The sequence below is a fragment of the Idiomarina sp. D18 genome (assembly GCF_057748155.1).
On the sequence record NZ_CM173240.1, the window covers coordinates 1,046,914 to 1,063,002 of the forward strand.

The 16,089-nt window shown below is 47.3% G+C and carries 13 protein-coding genes; 5 read left to right on the plus strand and 8 right to left on the minus strand.

The window, feature by feature from the left end:
* Positions 1 to 22: 22 nt before the first annotated feature.
* Positions 23 to 820 carry a DUF1338 domain-containing protein gene (locus tag AC3AP5_RS04965; RefSeq protein ID WP_006955780.1) on the plus strand — a complete coding sequence of 266 codons (798 nt, stop codon included), beginning with the start codon at positions 23 to 25 and terminating at the stop codon, positions 818 to 820.
* Between the two features lie 69 nt (positions 821 to 889).
* Here the strand turns inward: AC3AP5_RS04965 and ppsR are convergent, their stop codons facing one another.
* Positions 890 to 1,699, minus strand: coding sequence for a posphoenolpyruvate synthetase regulatory kinase/phosphorylase PpsR (ppsR, locus tag AC3AP5_RS04970; protein WP_487327130.1), 810 nt, complete (start codon positions 1,697 to 1,699; stop codon positions 890 to 892).
* A 129-nt stretch (positions 1,700 to 1,828) separates the two neighbouring features.
* Here ppsR and ppsA point away from each other — a divergent pair, with 129 nt between their 5' ends.
* Both ppsA and ydiJ read left to right on the plus strand, forming a co-directional pair.
* Positions 1,829 to 4,195, plus strand: a complete 2,367-nt coding sequence (gene ppsA, locus AC3AP5_RS04975) for a phosphoenolpyruvate synthase (protein WP_006955778.1) — start codon at positions 1,829 to 1,831, stop codon at positions 4,193 to 4,195.
* Between the two features lie 17 nt (positions 4,196 to 4,212).
* Positions 4,213 to 7,248 (plus strand): D-2-hydroxyglutarate dehydrogenase YdiJ, encoded by a 3,036-nt coding sequence (ydiJ, locus tag AC3AP5_RS04980; protein ID WP_487327131.1) that lies wholly within the window; start codon positions 4,213 to 4,215, stop codon positions 7,246 to 7,248.
* A 17-nt stretch (positions 7,249 to 7,265) separates the two neighbouring features.
* On the opposite strand, the gene AC3AP5_RS04985 is transcribed toward ydiJ, so the two are convergent.
* The 6 genes from AC3AP5_RS04985 to AC3AP5_RS05010 all read right to left on the minus strand — a co-directional run bounded on the left by AC3AP5_RS04985 (position 7,266) and on the right by AC3AP5_RS05010 (position 13,385).
* A complete protein-coding gene (locus AC3AP5_RS04985; protein ID WP_006955776.1) occupies positions 7,266 to 8,303 on the minus strand; it encodes a Glu/Leu/Phe/Val dehydrogenase dimerization domain-containing protein in 1,038 nt (345 codons plus the stop codon).
* Between the two features lie 153 nt (positions 8,304 to 8,456).
* Entirely contained in the window at positions 8,457 to 9,587 is a 1,131-nt protein-coding gene (locus AC3AP5_RS04990; RefSeq protein WP_487327132.1) for a JmjC domain-containing protein, read from the minus strand.
* Complete coding sequence (gene purB, locus AC3AP5_RS04995; protein ID WP_272978429.1) at positions 9,587 to 10,960, minus strand: adenylosuccinate lyase; 1,374 nt, start codon at positions 10,958 to 10,960, stop codon at positions 9,587 to 9,589. The genes AC3AP5_RS04990 and purB overlap by 1 nt, the downstream gene beginning before the upstream one ends.
* Positions 10,961 to 10,991: 31 nt before the next feature.
* Positions 10,992 to 11,615, minus strand: coding sequence for a high frequency lysogenization protein HflD (hflD, locus tag AC3AP5_RS05000; RefSeq protein WP_487327133.1), 624 nt, complete (start codon positions 11,613 to 11,615; stop codon positions 10,992 to 10,994).
* Positions 11,612 to 12,742, minus strand: a complete 1,131-nt coding sequence (gene mnmA, locus AC3AP5_RS05005; protein ID WP_487327134.1) for a tRNA 2-thiouridine(34) synthase MnmA — start codon at positions 12,740 to 12,742, stop codon at positions 11,612 to 11,614. Before mnmA ends, hflD begins: the two co-directional genes overlap by 4 nt.
* A 43-nt stretch (positions 12,743 to 12,785) precedes the next feature.
* Entirely contained in the window at positions 12,786 to 13,385 is a 600-nt protein-coding gene (locus AC3AP5_RS05010) for a pseudouridine synthase (protein ID WP_487327135.1), read from the minus strand.
* 72 nt (positions 13,386 to 13,457) lie between these two features.
* Between AC3AP5_RS05010 and AC3AP5_RS05015 the strand changes: the two genes are divergently transcribed.
* Both AC3AP5_RS05015 and AC3AP5_RS05020 read left to right on the plus strand, forming a co-directional pair.
* Complete coding sequence (locus AC3AP5_RS05015; protein ID WP_487327136.1) at positions 13,458 to 14,261, plus strand: hypothetical protein; 804 nt, start codon at positions 13,458 to 13,460, stop codon at positions 14,259 to 14,261.
* 10 nt (positions 14,262 to 14,271) lie between these two features.
* Positions 14,272 to 15,126: a glucosaminidase domain-containing protein gene (locus tag AC3AP5_RS05020; RefSeq protein WP_487327137.1), complete on the plus strand. Its 855-nt coding sequence runs from the start codon at positions 14,272 to 14,274 to the stop codon at positions 15,124 to 15,126.
* Here the strand turns inward: AC3AP5_RS05020 and ttcA are convergent.
* The gene (ttcA, locus tag AC3AP5_RS05025; RefSeq protein ID WP_487327138.1) at positions 15,123 to 16,043 is read right to left on the minus strand and encodes a tRNA 2-thiocytidine(32) synthetase TtcA; all 921 of its coding nucleotides are present in this window, start codon (positions 16,041 to 16,043) and stop codon (positions 15,123 to 15,125) included. The genes AC3AP5_RS05020 and ttcA overlap by 4 nt on opposite strands.
* Between the last annotated feature and the right edge of the window lie 46 nt (positions 16,044 to 16,089).

The following is a 16,089-nucleotide window of genomic DNA, read 5'->3' on the forward strand; positions in this document are numbered from 1 at the left end:
TACGTTAAAAGGATTAAATTTCATGTCTCAACATGTCGAGCAGCTGTTTGAACGTCTTTGGCAAGATTACATTTCTCGTACACCATCGGCACCTAAGGTGCACGAAGTCCTCGGGAAAGGGCATCCGATTGTAAACGATCACGTTGCTTTCCGAACGTTTGATATTGCCCCGGTACGTCTTGAAGCGCTCGCGCAACACTTTTTAGATCTAGGCTACAAAGAGGGTGGAGACTATCACTTTGAAGCCAAGAAACTCCGTGCGAAGCACTTTGAGCACGAAGATCCAACGTTGCCTAAGGTCTTCATCAGCGAGCTGATGACTGAGGAGTTTAGTGATAGCTTGCAGGCTAAGGTCAAAGAAATGGTGAGCCACATTAATCCAGAAGATGTCAAAAAGGACGACTTCTTGTACTCGGGAACGCATTGGCAAGTCAGTCATGAAGATTATCAAGCGTTATTAGAAGAAAGCGAATACGCGGCGTGGATGGCTGCATTCGGTTTCTGTGCTAACCACTTCACCGTGAGTGTTAACCAATTACCGGGTTACACCGATCTAGAAGAGGTCAACCAAACGCTTAAAGATAATGGTTTTAAACTGAACACTTCGGGTGGCGAAATCAAAGGCTCTCCTGAAGTATACCTTGAACAGTCCTCGACCATGGCTAATCACCATCCAGTCGAGTTCAGCGATAAGACAGTAGAAATTCCCTCATGCTTTTATGAGTTCGCTAAACGCTACGAAATTGAGCCAGGTAAATTGTATTCGGGCTTCGTTGCGGCATCTGCGGATAAGATTTTCGAAAGCACCAACGCAAGTTAAACTCAGCGTTAGCAGTATTGAACGGCGACCAAAAGGTCGCCGTTATTGTTGGAACTGACCAATAACGAACTAGTAACGGCGGCGTTGAAGATTCGTTTGTGCGAGGATTTTGGCAGCGATCTCTTCGACTGAAAAACGTGTCGAGTTAATAAAGGGAATGGCCTCTTTGCGATATAACTTTTCGACTTCCGACAATTCGAATCGACATTGCTGCATCGACGCGTACTGGCTACCCTCACGTCGCTGACTGCGAATTTCATGTAAACGTTGCGAATCGAGCGTGAGTCCAAACAATTTGTGACGCTGCATCTTTAACTCATAGGGCAGACTGAGTCGTTCGAAATCGTCATCTTCTGTTATCGGGTAGTTCGCTACTTTGATGCCGTATTGCATAGCTAAGTAAAGACTGGTTGGTGTCTTACCCGTGCGTGATACACCGACAAGAATCAAATCAGCCTGATCCAACTGGTTCAGCTTTTTGCCATCGTCGTTATCGAGCGCGTAGTTAATCGCTTCGACGCGAAAGTTGTAGTCCTTATGCACGCCATGAGTACGGTGAGTTTTTGGTTTTGCTTTAATCCCCAGCTCGTGCTCGACTTGGCCGACAAAGTTATCGAGAAAATCATAACTAATTCCACCGCACTGGGTAATACGTTGCTTGAGTTTTACATTGACAAAGGTGTGAAAAATGAGCGGCGGTTCGCCATCGTCCTCAGCGGCACGCTGAATCTGTTTGCACGCCATTTCCGCTTTAGCCTGGGTATCGATAAATGGCAGTGTTTTATGTCGAAACTCGGTGGTAAACATCGAAAGCAAAGCATGACCAAACGCCTCTGCAGTGAGAGCGGTCCCATCAGAGACGTAAAACGCGGTTCTCATGACCGTTTATTCCTTATTCTATAGATAAAAATCGAAAGCTTTGTAAATCGGATATTAACTTGTTGGCTAAGTATGTGTAAAATGTTCGCCACATCATACCTCCCATCGGATTAAATCGAGGAAAAAGACGTGCAAGAAAACGTACTGTGGTATCAGCAACTAGGAATGCAAGATGTCAACAGAGTGGGGGGTAAAAACGCCTCACTCGGTGAAATGATTAGTAACCTCGCGGGTGCAGGGGTTGAAGTCCCCGGCGGCTTTGCGACGACAGCAGATGCATATAACGAGTTTCTTGAGCAAAGTGGTCTGAATGACAAAATATATGAATTGCTCGACGGCCTCGACGTTAATGACGTCAATAAATTAACCGAAGCGGGCCGCACCATTCGTCAGTGGATCATCGACACGCCTTTCCAACCTGCCTTCGAAGCCGATATCAAGCAAGCCTTTAGCCAACTCAGTGAAGACAACGATGAATTCAGCTTTGCTGTACGTAGCTCGGCAACGGCAGAGGATATGCCGGATGCTTCGTTTGCGGGCCAACAGGAAACTTTCTTAAACGTCCGCGGTCTTGATGCCGTGATGGAAGCCATCAAACACGTTTTCGCTTCGTTATTCAATGACCGTGCGATTTCTTATCGCGTGCACCAAGGTTATGACCATAGAGGCGTAGCTCTCTCGGCGGGTGTACAGCGCATGGTTCGAAGTGACATTGCTTCATCAGGCGTGATGTTCACAATTGATACTGAATCCGGTTTTGACCAAGTCGTTTTCGTCACCTCATCGTACGGCTTGGGTGAGATGGTCGTTCAGGGTGCGGTAAACCCAGACGAGTTTTATGTGCACAAACCAACGCTTAACGCGGGACGTCCAGCGGTGTTGCGCCGTAATTTGGGTAGTAAGAAAATCCAAATGGTGTTTTCTGAAGATCGTGCACATGGTAAGCAAACATTGATCGAGGACATCGATTCAGCTAAAAGCCAAACCTTTTCGATTACCGATGCAGAAGCAGAAGAACTGGCTCGCCAAGCATTAATCATCGAGAAACACTACGGTCGTCCGATGGACATCGAGTGGGCTAAAGACGGTATCGATGGCAAGTTATATATCGTACAAGCACGCCCGGAGACGGTGCAGTCAAACCAAAAAGGGCAAGCGATCGAACGCTTTGCGCTACAAGACACCAGTGCGGTGGTCTGTGAAGGTCGTGCGATTGGCCAGCGCATCGGTAAAGGTGTGGCACGCGTATTGGATAGCATCGAAGAAATGGACAAAGTCCAACCTGGTGATGTGCTGGTTACTGATATGACCGACCCGGATTGGGAGCCTATTATGAAGCGCGCGGCGGCTATCGTGACCAACCGCGGTGGTCGTACATGCCACGCGGCTATCATCGCTCGCGAGTTAGGCATTCCAGCGGTTGTAGGTTGTGGTAATGCAACTCAGCTGATTAGCAATGGCCAAGCAGTAACCGTATCTTGTGCAGAGGGTGATACCGGATACATCTACGAAGGCGAACTTGACTTTGAAGTTACTGAGTCGCGCGTTGATGCAATGCCAGATTTACCATTAAAAATTATGATGAATGTCGGTAACCCGGACCGTGCTTTTGACTTTGCTGGTTTACCGCATGCGGGTGTAGGTCTTGCACGCCTTGAGTTTATTATTAATCGCATGATCGGTGTGCATCCAAAAGCATTACTTAACTTTGACGATCAACCAGATGCGTTGAAAGCAACGATCAGCACCATGATCGCCGGTTATGAATCACCTCGTGAATATTATGTAGCGCGTCTTGCTGAAGGGATCTCAACCTTAGCCGCAGCGTTTGCGCCGGAGCGCGTTATTGTGCGTATGTCAGACTTCAAGTCGAATGAATACGCAAACTTAGTCGGTGGTAGTCAATACGAGCCTGACGAAGAGAACCCGATGCTCGGTTTCCGTGGCGCATCGCGCTATATCTCAGAGGAATTCCGTGATTGTTTTGCACTTGAGTGCGAAGCGATTAAGCGTGTACGTAATGAAATGGGTCTGAGCAACATCGAAATCATGATTCCTTTCGTACGTACTCTAGAGGAAGGTCGCCAAGTTATCGATTTACTTGAAGAGCAGGGACTGAAACAAGGTGAGAACGGCTTACGTGTGATCATGATGTGTGAACTACCATCAAACGCACTATTGGCCGATAAATTCCTTGATATGTTCGATGGCTTCTCAATTGGTTCGAATGATTTAACCCAGCTAACGTTGGGACTCGACCGGGACTCAGGTTTAATTGCACACTTATTTGATGAGCGCAACGACGCTGTTAAAGCATTGCTTGAAATGGCCATTAAAGCGGCTAAAGCACGTGGTAAGTACGTCGGTATATGTGGTCAAGGTCCGTCAGATCATCCTGACTTTGCTCAATGGTTAGTCGAGCAGGGAATTGATTCGGTTTCGCTTAACCCTGACACTGTTATTGAAACTTGGATGTACTTATCAGAACAACTGTAAGAGGACTATAAAACGTTATGACACAACTCCCTAAGTTAGACGCCAAGCGCGCACTGCCGTCGTTGTATCAGGCATATATTAGTGAGCTTGAACAGTCAGATTTTAGTGGGGAGATTGATGTCACGTTTTCAGGACGGCTTATCGCGGCGACGGATAACAGTGTTTATCAACAGTTGCCGCAGGCCGTCCTTTATCCTGTCAACGAAGCCGACATTCAAACGATACTGAAACTCGCAGCTCAAGATGAGTTTCATTCAGTGACATTTTCCCCTCGTGGCGGTGGTACGGGCACTAACGGACAATCGTTAACGCCGGGTATTGTGGTGGACTTGAGTCGCCATATGAATCGCGTGTTGGAAGTCAATGCGGATGAGGGTTGGGTGCGTGTACAAACCGGCGTGGTAAAGGATCAGCTGAACGACGCGTTGCGTCCACATGGCTATTTCTTTGCACCGGACTTATCAACCAGCAATCGTGCCACGCTCGGCGGGATGATTAATACGGATGCATCGGGTCAAGGCTCGTTGGTATACGGTAAAACCAGTGATCATATTTTATCGTTACGCACGGTCTTACAAGGTGGTGAGCTGTTAGCCAGTGAACCGGTGGACTTACAGCAGGCACAAACGTACAGCGAAGTTGATTCGCGGGTAGGGCGGTTATATAAACAAGCACTAAATACCTGTGTGGGTATGCGCGAGGCGATAGACGCCAAATTTCCGCCGTTAAACCGTTTTTTAACCGGGTATGACTTAAAACACACCTTCGATGCAGAGCATCATACGCTCGATTTATCGCGCCTGATTGCGGGTTCCGAAGGTACGTTAGGCTTTGTCACAGAAGCAAAACTCAACATCACACCGATCCCCAAATACCGTACCTTAATCAACGTAAAGTATTCCGATTTCCAAGCGGCACTGAATAACTCACCGTTCTTAGTTGAAGCTGAAGCAACATCAGTAGAGACCATTGATTCCAATGTGCTGAACTTGGCGCGTGAAGACATCATCTGGCATAGCGTTTCGCCGCTGCTAGAAGAGGTCGAGGGACAGGTCATGAATGGCATCAACATGGTCGAGTTTGCCGCGACGGACCAAGCGGAAAATCAGCGGAAAATTGATGCGCTTTGTAAACGCTTGGATAAGCTTATTAAAGCTAAAGATAATAAAGGGGTGATCGGGTATCAAATATGCGATGACCTAGAAAGTATCCAAACCATTTATGCCATGCGAAAAAAAGCGGTCGGGCTGTTAGGTGCCACTAAAGGTGCGCGTAAACCCGTTGCTTTCGCAGAAGACACCGCGGTTCCTCCCGAGCAGTTGGCGGCTTTTATAATGGAGTTTCGCGACATCTTAGACGATGCCAACCTCCATTACGGCATGTTTGGTCACGCGGATGCAGGGGTGTTGCACGTGCGCCCCGCGCTGGATTTAACCAATCCAGATGATGAAGTTCTATTGCGCGAAATCAGTGATAAAGTAGCTGCATTGACAGCCAAATACGGTGGCTTGATGTGGGGAGAGCATGGTAAAGGCTATCGCTCAGAATATGCGCCGAAATTCTTTGGCGAGGCGCTTTATCAAGAACTACAAAAAGTAAAAGCAGCCGCTGACCCGTTTAACCAGTTTAATCCCGGTAAAATCGCTACGCCGTTAAACAGCGAAGCGCAGTTAGTTTCTGTTGATGCGCAAAAGCGCGGTTATTTTGACCGTCAAATTCCCATTGAGACACGTGACTACTACGCCAATGCCATGAGTTGTAATGGCAACGGACTGTGTTTCAACTACGATACCAAAGCAGCAATGTGTCCTTCGTATAAAGTGACACGTGACCGTCGTATGTCGCCCAAAGGACGCGCGTCATTGATGCGTGAATGGTTGCGCTTAACTGCGGAACAGAATTACCGCGCGGATAAGCAGCCTGATGACGAAGTATCTTGGTTTGAAAAGTGGCGTAACCGCAATGATTCGAAAGATGACTACAGCCATGAAGTGAAGGCGTCAATGGACAAGTGCTTGGCGTGCAAAGCCTGTACTAATCAATGTCCAGTGAGTGTCGACGTGCCGACGTTTAAGGCTGAGTTTTTACAGCATTACTACTCTCGGTATCCGCGCCCCATTAAAGATCATCTTGTGCGAAGTGTTGAAAGCACGGCTAAGGTGGGTGCAAAGTTTCCTAAGTTTAGTAATGCCATTATCAAAAACCCACTGAGCAACTTTTTCTTGAAACAAGTTGTGGGTTATGTCGATACGCCCGCGTTTTCAGTGCCTAACTTGGTTAAACGGTGGCAACAGTCAGAGTTTAGAGTCGCGGAGCCGAGTGAGCTCGCCCAGTTACCAGTAGAACAGCAACAACAGCTAGTGGCTATCGTACAAGATCCTTTCACCAGCTTTTACGAAGCTGAGATCGTGCATGCTTTCGCGCAACTCGCCGCTCGTTTAGGTTATCAACCTGTATTGATACCGTTTGTTGGACAAGGTAAAGCTCAACATGTGAAAGGCTTCTTATCGGAGTTTAAGCAAACGGCTGAACGTGTTTATGAGTACCTAGCGCCCTTGTTCGATACCGAAATTGAACGCGTGGGTGTTGATTCGTCCACCGCATTGGTATTCCGCGACGAGTATCACCACGTATTAGGTGATAAAGCTGCAGCATTGAACGTGCAAACAGTCATCGAGTGGTTACAGGGCAAGGCAGAGAAACTCGATCTCGAGAGCAGTCATCGCCGTTACGGTTTGCTGTTACACTGCACCGAGCAGAGCTTCATTCCCGAGTCAGCAAAGCACTGGCAGGCGCTATTTACCAGTGTCGGCTTGCAGCTCGATATTGTCCAAGCGGGCTGTTGTGGTATGGCCGGAACGTTTGGGCATGAACGTAGCAATTTGAAAGAGAGTATTGCTTTGTATCAAATGGATTGGGCTGAAGCGGTTAAACAGTACGGAACCAGTGGTATTACTGCGACTGGATTCTCTTGCCGCTCGCAGGTAAAACGTTTGGAAGGTAAGCGGGTGAGACACCCGCTTGAAGTTATTTTGAGCTACCTTAATCACTAAGGTAGCCCATTACGCTATTATTTTTTCGCGTTAGCGATGATTTCGCGCGCCATCTCGTCGGCCAATTCGCCGGTTGGACGGTTTTCTTCATTGGCACGAGCAAAGAGCTTATCGAGTGTGTTGTAGATATCACGCACACGTTTGTCAGTCTCTTCAAGCGAGAAGTTAGCTGCTTCAGAACAGACGTGGATAACACCACCTGCGTTAATGACATAATCAGGTGCGTATAGAATACCCATGTCTTTAACTTTCTGGTCGTGTGCTGGAGTCGCTAACTGATTGTTTGCACTACCTGCAATGATCTTAACTTTTAACTGCTTAAGCGTTTCATCGTTAATTGTTGCACCGAGTGCGCATGGCGCGTATACGTCAGCCTCGACGCCATAGATTTCGTCAAGACCCACAACCTGTGCACCGAGCTCATCTTTAGCACGTTGCATGGCGTCTTCGTTGATATCCGTTACGATCAACTTCGCGCCTTCCTTAGCACAATATTCGGCAAAGTCATAACCAACAGCACCTAAACCTTGCACTGCAATCGTTACGCCATTAAGGTCATCAGAACCTAAACGGTGTTTTGCCGCCGCTTTAAGGCCTAAATAAGTACCGAGCGCAGTGTGAGGCGATGGATCGCCTGCTTTATCTGCAGTACCGGCAACATGGCTTGTTTCTTTAGCAACGATATCGATATCCGCCGTGCGAATGTTAACGTCTTCAGCGGTGATGTATTTGCCACCTAAGGTTTCAATGAAACGGCCGTAAGCACGGAATAGGGCTTCACTTTTAATGGTTTTAGCATCGCCGATGATCACGGCTTTACCGCCACCTAGAGGAAGGCCAGCCATGGCGCTTTTATAGGTCATGCCACGTGAAAGACGTAACACGTCGGTTAATGCTTCAGCCGATGAAGCGTAGTTCCATAAACGCGTACCGCCCAAGCTCGGGCCGAGCGTTGTATCGTGAACGGCAATAATAGCCTTAAGACCAGATTCTTCATCATGGCAGAAGGTCACTTGTTCGTGATTATCGAATTCAATATGCTCAAATAGAGACATGAATTTCCATCCTCATTGGTTTTCAAAATTGCGCGCACATTACCACTTGGAATGTTAACGCGCTACTAAAAAACAAAACTAAAATCGTTATTCAAACGGGTGTTTAGCAACTGTTGTTTACAGTTGACGTAAACGGCAACTTGTTAACAAAAATTAGTCAATTAATAGCTCAATAACACCCTGATTGACTAACCATGCGATCAGCGCTTGCCCACACGCGTCACTGCACACGGGCGCCAATTCGGTAATCGCTGTTTCATCGGTGAGCTCTGCAAGCTGCTTAGCCAGTGCCTCAGCTTCAGCGGTCACCACAAACAACTCACCGTTGGCAAAGTAATGTGGTTTGTCGAAGTGCTTTAGTAAACGCGAACCCGGTGTACGAACGACGGTTGCATTATCCATCGTTAGTAAAGCAGGCACTTGTTCGGGCACCATCGGCAACTCGGGCTCAGGAAGAGGGCGCTTACTCATTGACTGAGCACGTAAAATGAGCTCATCAAAATCACTCGATTCAACCGCTGATTTAAGGAGTTGTTTGACTTGGCCTAGCTGAGCTTCAGTTACGATATGACTTGGGTTGTCACACGAGAGGTTCGGATCGGTGTAACGTTGTTTGAGTTGCTCAGTCTGTAATGCCATGTCAGCGAGCTGAGCAAGCCATTCGGCTTGATTCGGCGCACGGAAACCGACGGAATAATTGAGACAAGGTTCAAGTGCGATGCCATCATGTGGGCAGCCGGCTGGAATATACAGAACATCACCGGGTTCTAGTACTTCATCGATGATCGCATCAAAGGACTCTTTGATCTGCTTGAGATCCTCGCACGGATAAGTTGGCGTAGTCGATTGACGTGCACCCACGCGCCAATGACGACGACCCGCACCTTGCACAATAAACACATCGTATTCGTCAACGTGTGGCCCAACGCCACCGCCTTCAACGGAGAAGCTCACCATCACATCATCAATGCGCCACTCGGGTAAAAAACGAAACGCCTGCAACAGCGAGTGGACATCGGGCATCCATTCATTGACTGCTTGCACGAGTAACGTCCAATTCTCTTCACCGAGCGATTCGTACTCCTCGAAAGGGCCGTGAGTGACTGACCAGGCTTGATCTCGATGTTCGATAATACGAGCATCAACGCCATCTTCCATGGCTAAACCGGCTAAAATTTCGGGTTCGATCAAGTCAACGTTGGCGAGCCCACGCTTAAACAAGCGCGGGCGTTTTTGCCAGTCAGAATCGAGAAAGACTTGCTTATCGACATTCTGTAAATGCATTACTTAAGCTCGTCTACAAATGCTTCAGCACGACCAATGTAGTTCATCGGTGACATGGCTTTCATTTCATCTTTCGCGGCTTCAGGAACATCGAGCGCATCAATGAATGTTACCAAATCGGCCGGCTTGATACGCTTACCACGCGTGAGCTCTTTGAGTTTTTCGTATGGCTTTTCGACGCCGTAGCGACGCATCACCGTTTGTACGGGCTCGGCCATCAACTCCCAGTTTGCGTCTAACTCAGCCGTGAGTACAGATTCATTCACTTCAAGTTTGCTCAGGCCCTTCAAGGAAGCGTGATACGCGATAACCGCATGGGCGATACCAACACCGAGATTACGTAACACGGTTGAATCGGTCAGATCGCGCTGCCAGCGGGAAATCGGAAGCTTTTGCGCGAGGTGACTCATAACCGAATTGGCGATGCCTAAGTTACCTTCGGAGTTTTCAAAATCGATGGGGTTTACTTTATGCGGCATGGTTGATGAGCCTACTTCGCCAGCAATCGTTTTCTGCTTAAAGTGGTTAAGCGCAATATAACCCCATAAGTCACGATCAAAGTCGATTAACACGGTATTAAAGCGTGCGACCGCGTCGAATAATTCGGCGATATAATCATGCGGTTCGATTTGGGTGGTGTAAGCGTTCCAAGTCAGGCCTAAAGAAGTCACGAACTGTTCTGAAGCCTGATGCCAATCAACGTTCGGGTAAGCCGCTAAGTGCGCGTTGTAGTTACCCACTGCACCGTTTATTTTACCCATCAGTGCCACTGCGCGCACTTGCTCAAGCTGACGTTGCAAACGCACCGCGACGTTAGCAAACTCTTTACCCATGGTGGTTGGCGTAGCGGGTTGGCCGTGAGTACGTGCCATCATTGCTACCGAGCGGTATTCACGTGCTTTTGCTTTTACAGTATCGACAATATCTTGCATAACAGGCACTAAGACATCGTCTCGCGCAGCTGTAAGCATTAAACCATGTGATAGGTTGTTGATATCCTCTGACGTGCAAGCAAAGTGAATAAACTCACTGACTTTGGCTAATTCTGGCAAGTCAGCGACTTTCTCTTTCAATAAGTATTCGACCGCTTTCACGTCATGGTTTGTTGTGCGCTCGATTTCTTTCACACGTTCAGCATCTTCGACGCTGAATGTTTCAACGATCGCATTAAGGCGTTGATTCGCTTCATCGCTAAGTGGAGCAACTTCTTTAATGCCCTCATGCTGAGCCAACATTTGTAACCAACGCACTTCGACAGTCACGCGGTATTTAATTAGGCCATACTCACTAAATATGGCGCGTAATGGCTCAACTTTACTGGCATAACGCCCGTCAACAGGCGATATAGCCGTAAGGGTTGAAAAAGGTAACATATCCAAAGTTCTCCAAGTTAAACAGTTTAAGTTATGCACTCACGCTGAGTAGTTCATTGACGGCCGCCAGCATACGCTTGCGTCCTAATAAAAACTGACGTCGTTTACCACCGACTTGTTGCCATAATACTGCGCTACGTACACCTGATAGAAGCAAGGCTCTAATCAAGTGTTGGTTGGCCTCATGCTTTAATAGTTTAGGATTGCCATTGACTCTTATCGGTTGCCCTAATGGGCTAATCACTTCACGGTAAATCGAAGCGAGACTCGCCGTTATTTGATATTTATCGAAGCCAAACTCATAGTACTGGCGGCCAACCTGATGCAGCCGCTCTGCTAATAAGTTGAGCGACTTTGGCTGACTCAGCAAGCGTTTAGATAGGTGCACCATGCCTACCATGTACCGAGTAATTTCGAGGTCACGCTGGGCATTATTGCGAAACTGTTGGGCGAGTAAAATCAACCCGGGACGAACACCTTCTAAACCACCATAGACCGCTTCTGTCGACTCTGGTTCTAGGTTAAGTACGCTATTGATAAGGGTGTCCACTACAGCTTCATGATGGACTCGGCCCGTACGTGCGACCTGCTGAACGGCGATAGCGGCTTGTGCCATTCCCGCTAAAGCAACAACCCGTTGTTGCCAATCGTTCATAAACGCACCTCAAAATCGGTAATACGTTGTTCAATAATTCCGCCTCCCAGACAGACATCATCGATATAGAACACCGCCGATTGCCCAGGCGTTACCGCAGCCACAGGTTCATCGAAAGAAACCGTAATACGTCCATCTTCGGCAGGTGTTATTTGGCAAGCTATATCGGCTTGGCGATAGCGTGTTTTTACCACACACCGCAACGGCTCTGTTATTTCCTCACGATTGACCCAATGTAATTGGTTCGCTATTAAGCCTTTTGAGAATAGGCGAGGATGATTCTTGCCTTGAGCAACGACGAGTACATTGCGCTCGACATCTTTATCAACGACGTACCACGGATCATCGCCGGCGTCAGCTAAACCGCCAATATGAAGTCCCTTGCGTTGACCTATGGTGTGGTACATTAGGCCTTCATGATCACCGAGCTCTTCACCATCAACGCTCTCGATCTTACCCGGCTGAGCAGGAAGGTATTGTTGCAAAAAGTCTTTAAACTTGCGCTCTCCAATAAAACAGATACCTGTCGAATCCTTTTTGTCGGCAGTAACTAAACCTTGCTCTTCGGCAATACGGCGCACTTCTGGCTTTTCGAGCTCACCAACAGGGAACAACGTTTGAGCAACGTGCTCGTGACTCAACGTATAAAGAAAGTAGCTTTGGTCTTTGTTATTATCTAAACCGCGTAATAACTGCCACTTGCCATCGTTAAAAGCGCGTCTCACGTAATGACCCGTAGCAATATAGTCGGCGCCCAAGGCTTCCGCTGCAAATTCCAGAAATGCTTTAAATTTGATTTCTTTGTTGCACATGATGTCAGGGTTAGGAGTGCGGCCGGCTTTATATTCATCTAAGAAATGCTCAAACACGTTGTCCCAATATTCCGCGGCAAAATTAACGGTGTGTAGCTCAATGCCCAGTTTTTCACACACGGCCTCTGCATCGGCGAGATCATCAGCGGCGGCACAATATTCATCGTCATCATCCTCTTCCCAGTTCTTCATAAAGAGGCCTTCAACTTGATAGCCTTGTTGAAGAAGCAGGTAGGCGGATACGGAAGAGTCTACGCCGCCAGACATACCGACGATGACTTTGGTTTCACTGGGGTTTTTCTTGGACTCAGTCATGATTTACTGTCTCTGTTACTACACGGAACGCTAGTCGCCCAGTTTACCATACTGGGGGCTCTTCGCGCCATTCTCCTGGCTGTAACCCAGCCAACTTAAACGGACCGATTTGAGCACGGATTAATCGCAAGGTAGGCAGTCCTACGTGAGCGGTCATACGACGAACTTGACGGTTTTTCCCTTCAGTGATCGATAAGCTTAACCAAGAGTCGGGAACTGTTTTACGCTCACGCACCGGCGGGTTGCGCGGCCACAAACCTATAGGCGCGTCAATTGCAAAAGCTTGTGCCGGCTTGGTAAGTCCGTCGTTTAATTCACAACCATTACGCAATGCCGTTAATTGTGCTTCATCGGGAATGCCCTCAACTTGTACCCAGTAAGTCTTAGCTACTTTATATTTCGGATTTGCAAGACGCGCCTGATAGACGCCGTCATTTGTCAGTAACATTAAACCTTCACTATCCTTATCAAGCCGCCCGGCGGGATAAACGTTTGAATGAGGAACGAAATCTTTAAGGGTGACATCACCTGGCTCCCCAGAAAACTGACTGAGTACACCATAAGGCTTATTGAGTAGAACAAGTTTCGGGTTTACTGGACGTGGACGCTTCGGGCTGCGCTTACGTCGATGTTGAGTGGGCATAAATTTCCTCAGCTACAGAATCGATGGTAAAATCGATGGTTGACGCTAATTATATCAAATGTATAGAGCTTTATGGGGTCGAAATTGCAGCAAAACGAATCAAAAGAACAAATGATTGTGGGCGGAGATTTAGCCGAAGCATTGAAGGGAAACTACCGTGTTCATCCGGTGCAATGGCTAAAGGAAGCGTTTGCTATTACTGGGCGGCATTTTTGGCCTCTGGTAACGGCCATGATCAGCTTTCTCGCAGTACTACTCGTTATCGTCACTGTCATTCAAGTTGTGTTGCCGATGTCAGTACTTTCATCTCCCGAAGCGATTAATCAAATGACGCCCATTCAAGGCTTAGGCTTAGCCGTGTTTAGTACTGCGATAGCGGCTCCGTTGTTTGGCGGCATTATTCTGATGGGCATACGTCACAGCATCGATATTCCGACCAAGGGCTTGCACATTTTTAAGGGATTTGAAGTGGTGACCTCGCTCATTGCTGCGGGCGTGATCACTACGTTAATTTCACAACTGTTTGTTTGGTTGGCTGCAAGCATCTCGCCTTTACTAGGCTACATAGTGACCTTGTATACATCAGCGATTTTTTGTTTAGCGATACCCTTAGTTGTCGAACGCCGCATATCGCCATTGAACGCAATCTATTATTCAATCCGTATTACTCATTATCATTTGCCGTTTTTTATTGCGCTAACATTTGCTTTTTACATGGTTTTTATCATGGGTCTCATTACATATGGGCTATTGCTTTTTGTTTTGATTCCTTATTTAGTAAATCTGTTGGGTTTGGTTTATCGCCAAGTCATCGGTGTCAATGTGCGCTTGCAGCCACCCTCTCAATCTAATCAATCCGATGACTGGACTGCTTAAAGGAGTTCAAATGCGAAAAAAATTATTTATTATTTTCTTTATCTTGGTATGTATAGCCGCTTTGTTGTTACCGTTTTTTAGTAAATATGAGAAGCCGACAAGCGACAAAGATATAGTGAGCCACGGTTTGCCTCCAGTGCCAACCCTAAAACCTCGTACAGAGATCCCTAATTTTGACGAGTTTAATGATGTACAAGAGAAAAAGAGGGAGTTTTTTCGCTATCTACTGCCCATCATTGAAGCGGAGAATTTACGTATTCTGCACGAAAGACAACAGCTATTTGCCATCGAGAATGCGTACAGCAGAGGTTTTGAAAACGAACAAGATAAAAGTCAACTCGCTCGTTTAGTCGATTACTACGAAGTTGATCCAACCCTAGATAACGAACAGCAATTTGAAATCCTCAAGCGCCGGGTGGATATTATTCCGACCATGATGGTGCTCGTTCAAGCGGCGAACGAGTCCGCCTGGGGTACATCACGGTTTGCACAAGAAGGGCTCAATTTATTTGGCCAGTGGTGTTATCGCGAGGGTTGTGGACTAGTACCAAGCCAACGACCTGAGGGGATGAATCACGAAGTGGCAAAGTTTGACCACGTGGCGCAATCGGTTCGAAGTTACATGCGCAACATTAACACACATGAACCGTATCTTGAGTTACGTCAGATCCGTGAAGTGATGCGTGATCGAGAGGAGCAAGTACGTGCGATTCCTCTACTAAGCGGTTTGCACAGCTATTCCGAGCGCGGACAAGATTACATTGATGAGCTGAAAGCGATGATTCGGGTTAATCGTCCGATCGTTGAAGCTATTATGGAACAAGAAAACTCGGCGACTCCAGAAGCCGCCGTTTCTTCAAATTAAGCGATATGTGTAATTTTGATAGAGGACATCAACTGTTCATCATCGTCTTCAGGAGCGAATGACTGGTTAAAAGAGGGCGCATCGAATGCGGTGTCGCCTTCTTCCGTTTCTAAACCAGTGGCTCGCACCTCATCGAAGTTAAACAACTGACTATCTGCTAGGTGCGATGGCGTCACACTTTGCATAGCAGTAAAGATACTCTCAATACGGCCGGGGAATTGGCGGTCCCATTGATTTAACATTGCCTTGATATTTTTGCGCTGAAGATTTTCCTGTGAACCACACAAGTTGCATGGAATTATTGGAAACGCCATCGCCTCAGAATAACGTGCAATGTCTTTCTCCCGGCAAAAAGCTAGTGGTCGGATAACCACGTGTTCGCCATTATCGCTGACTAACTTCGGCGGCATCGATTTCAGTTTCCCACCATAAAACATATTTAAAAACAGCGTTTCTATCATGTCATCGCGGTGGTGACCAAGCGCAATTTTAGTAGCGCCTAATCGCTTAGCCGTTTTATATAGAATCCCTCGGCGTAAGCGTGAACAGAGTGAGCAAGTGGTTTTTCCTTCGGGGATTTTGTCTTTTACGATGCTATAGGTGTCTTCCTCAACAATTTCGTAATCAACACCGAGGCTATTGAGATAATTGGGTAACACGTGCTCTGGGAACCCGGGTTGCTTCTGATCCAGGTTAACTGCCACAATATCAAAACTGATAGGGGCCACACGCTTTAGGTACATTAGGGTGTCGAGCAGGGTGTAGCTATCTTTGCCTCCCGAGAGGCAAACCATGATCTTGTCGTTATGCTCGATCATCGAAAACTGCTGAATCGCCTTACCGGTCTCTCTGCGGATGCGCTTTTGCAGTTTATTAAAACCGTACTGTTTTTTCGCTTCAGTGCGATCCGTTTGCATACCCACTCACGCCTATATTGATATCGTCGAAAAATAGGGCGCGATT

What these genes read in the sequence shown, in the direction of transcription:
- ydiJ (WP_487327131.1), top strand. Translation starts at nt 4,213, where the DNA reads ATGACACAACTCCCTAAGTTAGACGCCAAGCGCGCACTGCCGTCGTTG.
- AC3AP5_RS04965 (WP_006955780.1), top strand. Translation starts at nt 23, where the DNA reads ATGTCTCAACATGTCGAGCAGCTGTTTGAACGTCTTTGGCAAGATTAC.
- hflD (WP_487327133.1), bottom strand. Translation starts at nt 11,615, where the DNA reads ATGAACGATTGGCAACAACGGGTTGTTGCTTTAGCGGGAATGGCACAA.
- ppsR (WP_487327130.1), bottom strand. Translation starts at nt 1,699, where the DNA reads ATGAGAACCGCGTTTTACGTCTCTGATGGGACCGCTCTCACTGCAGAG.
- mnmA (WP_487327134.1), bottom strand. Translation starts at nt 12,742, where the DNA reads ATGACTGAGTCCAAGAAAAACCCCAGTGAAACCAAAGTCATCGTCGGT.
- AC3AP5_RS05010 (WP_487327135.1), bottom strand. Translation starts at nt 13,385, where the DNA reads ATGCCCACTCAACATCGACGTAAGCGCAGCCCGAAGCGTCCACGTCCA.
- AC3AP5_RS04990 (WP_487327132.1), bottom strand. Translation starts at nt 9,587, where the DNA reads ATGCATTTACAGAATGTCGATAAGCAAGTCTTTCTCGATTCTGACTGG.
- purB (WP_272978429.1), bottom strand. Translation starts at nt 10,960, where the DNA reads ATGTTACCTTTTTCAACCCTTACGGCTATATCGCCTGTTGACGGGCGT.
- AC3AP5_RS05020 (WP_487327137.1), top strand. Translation starts at nt 14,272, where the DNA reads ATGCGAAAAAAATTATTTATTATTTTCTTTATCTTGGTATGTATAGCC.
- AC3AP5_RS05015 (WP_487327136.1), top strand. Translation starts at nt 13,458, where the DNA reads ATGGGGTCGAAATTGCAGCAAAACGAATCAAAAGAACAAATGATTGTG.
- ttcA (WP_487327138.1), bottom strand. Translation starts at nt 16,043, where the DNA reads ATGCAAACGGATCGCACTGAAGCGAAAAAACAGTACGGTTTTAATAAA.
- AC3AP5_RS04985 (WP_006955776.1), bottom strand. Translation starts at nt 8,303, where the DNA reads ATGTCTCTATTTGAGCATATTGAATTCGATAATCACGAACAAGTGACC.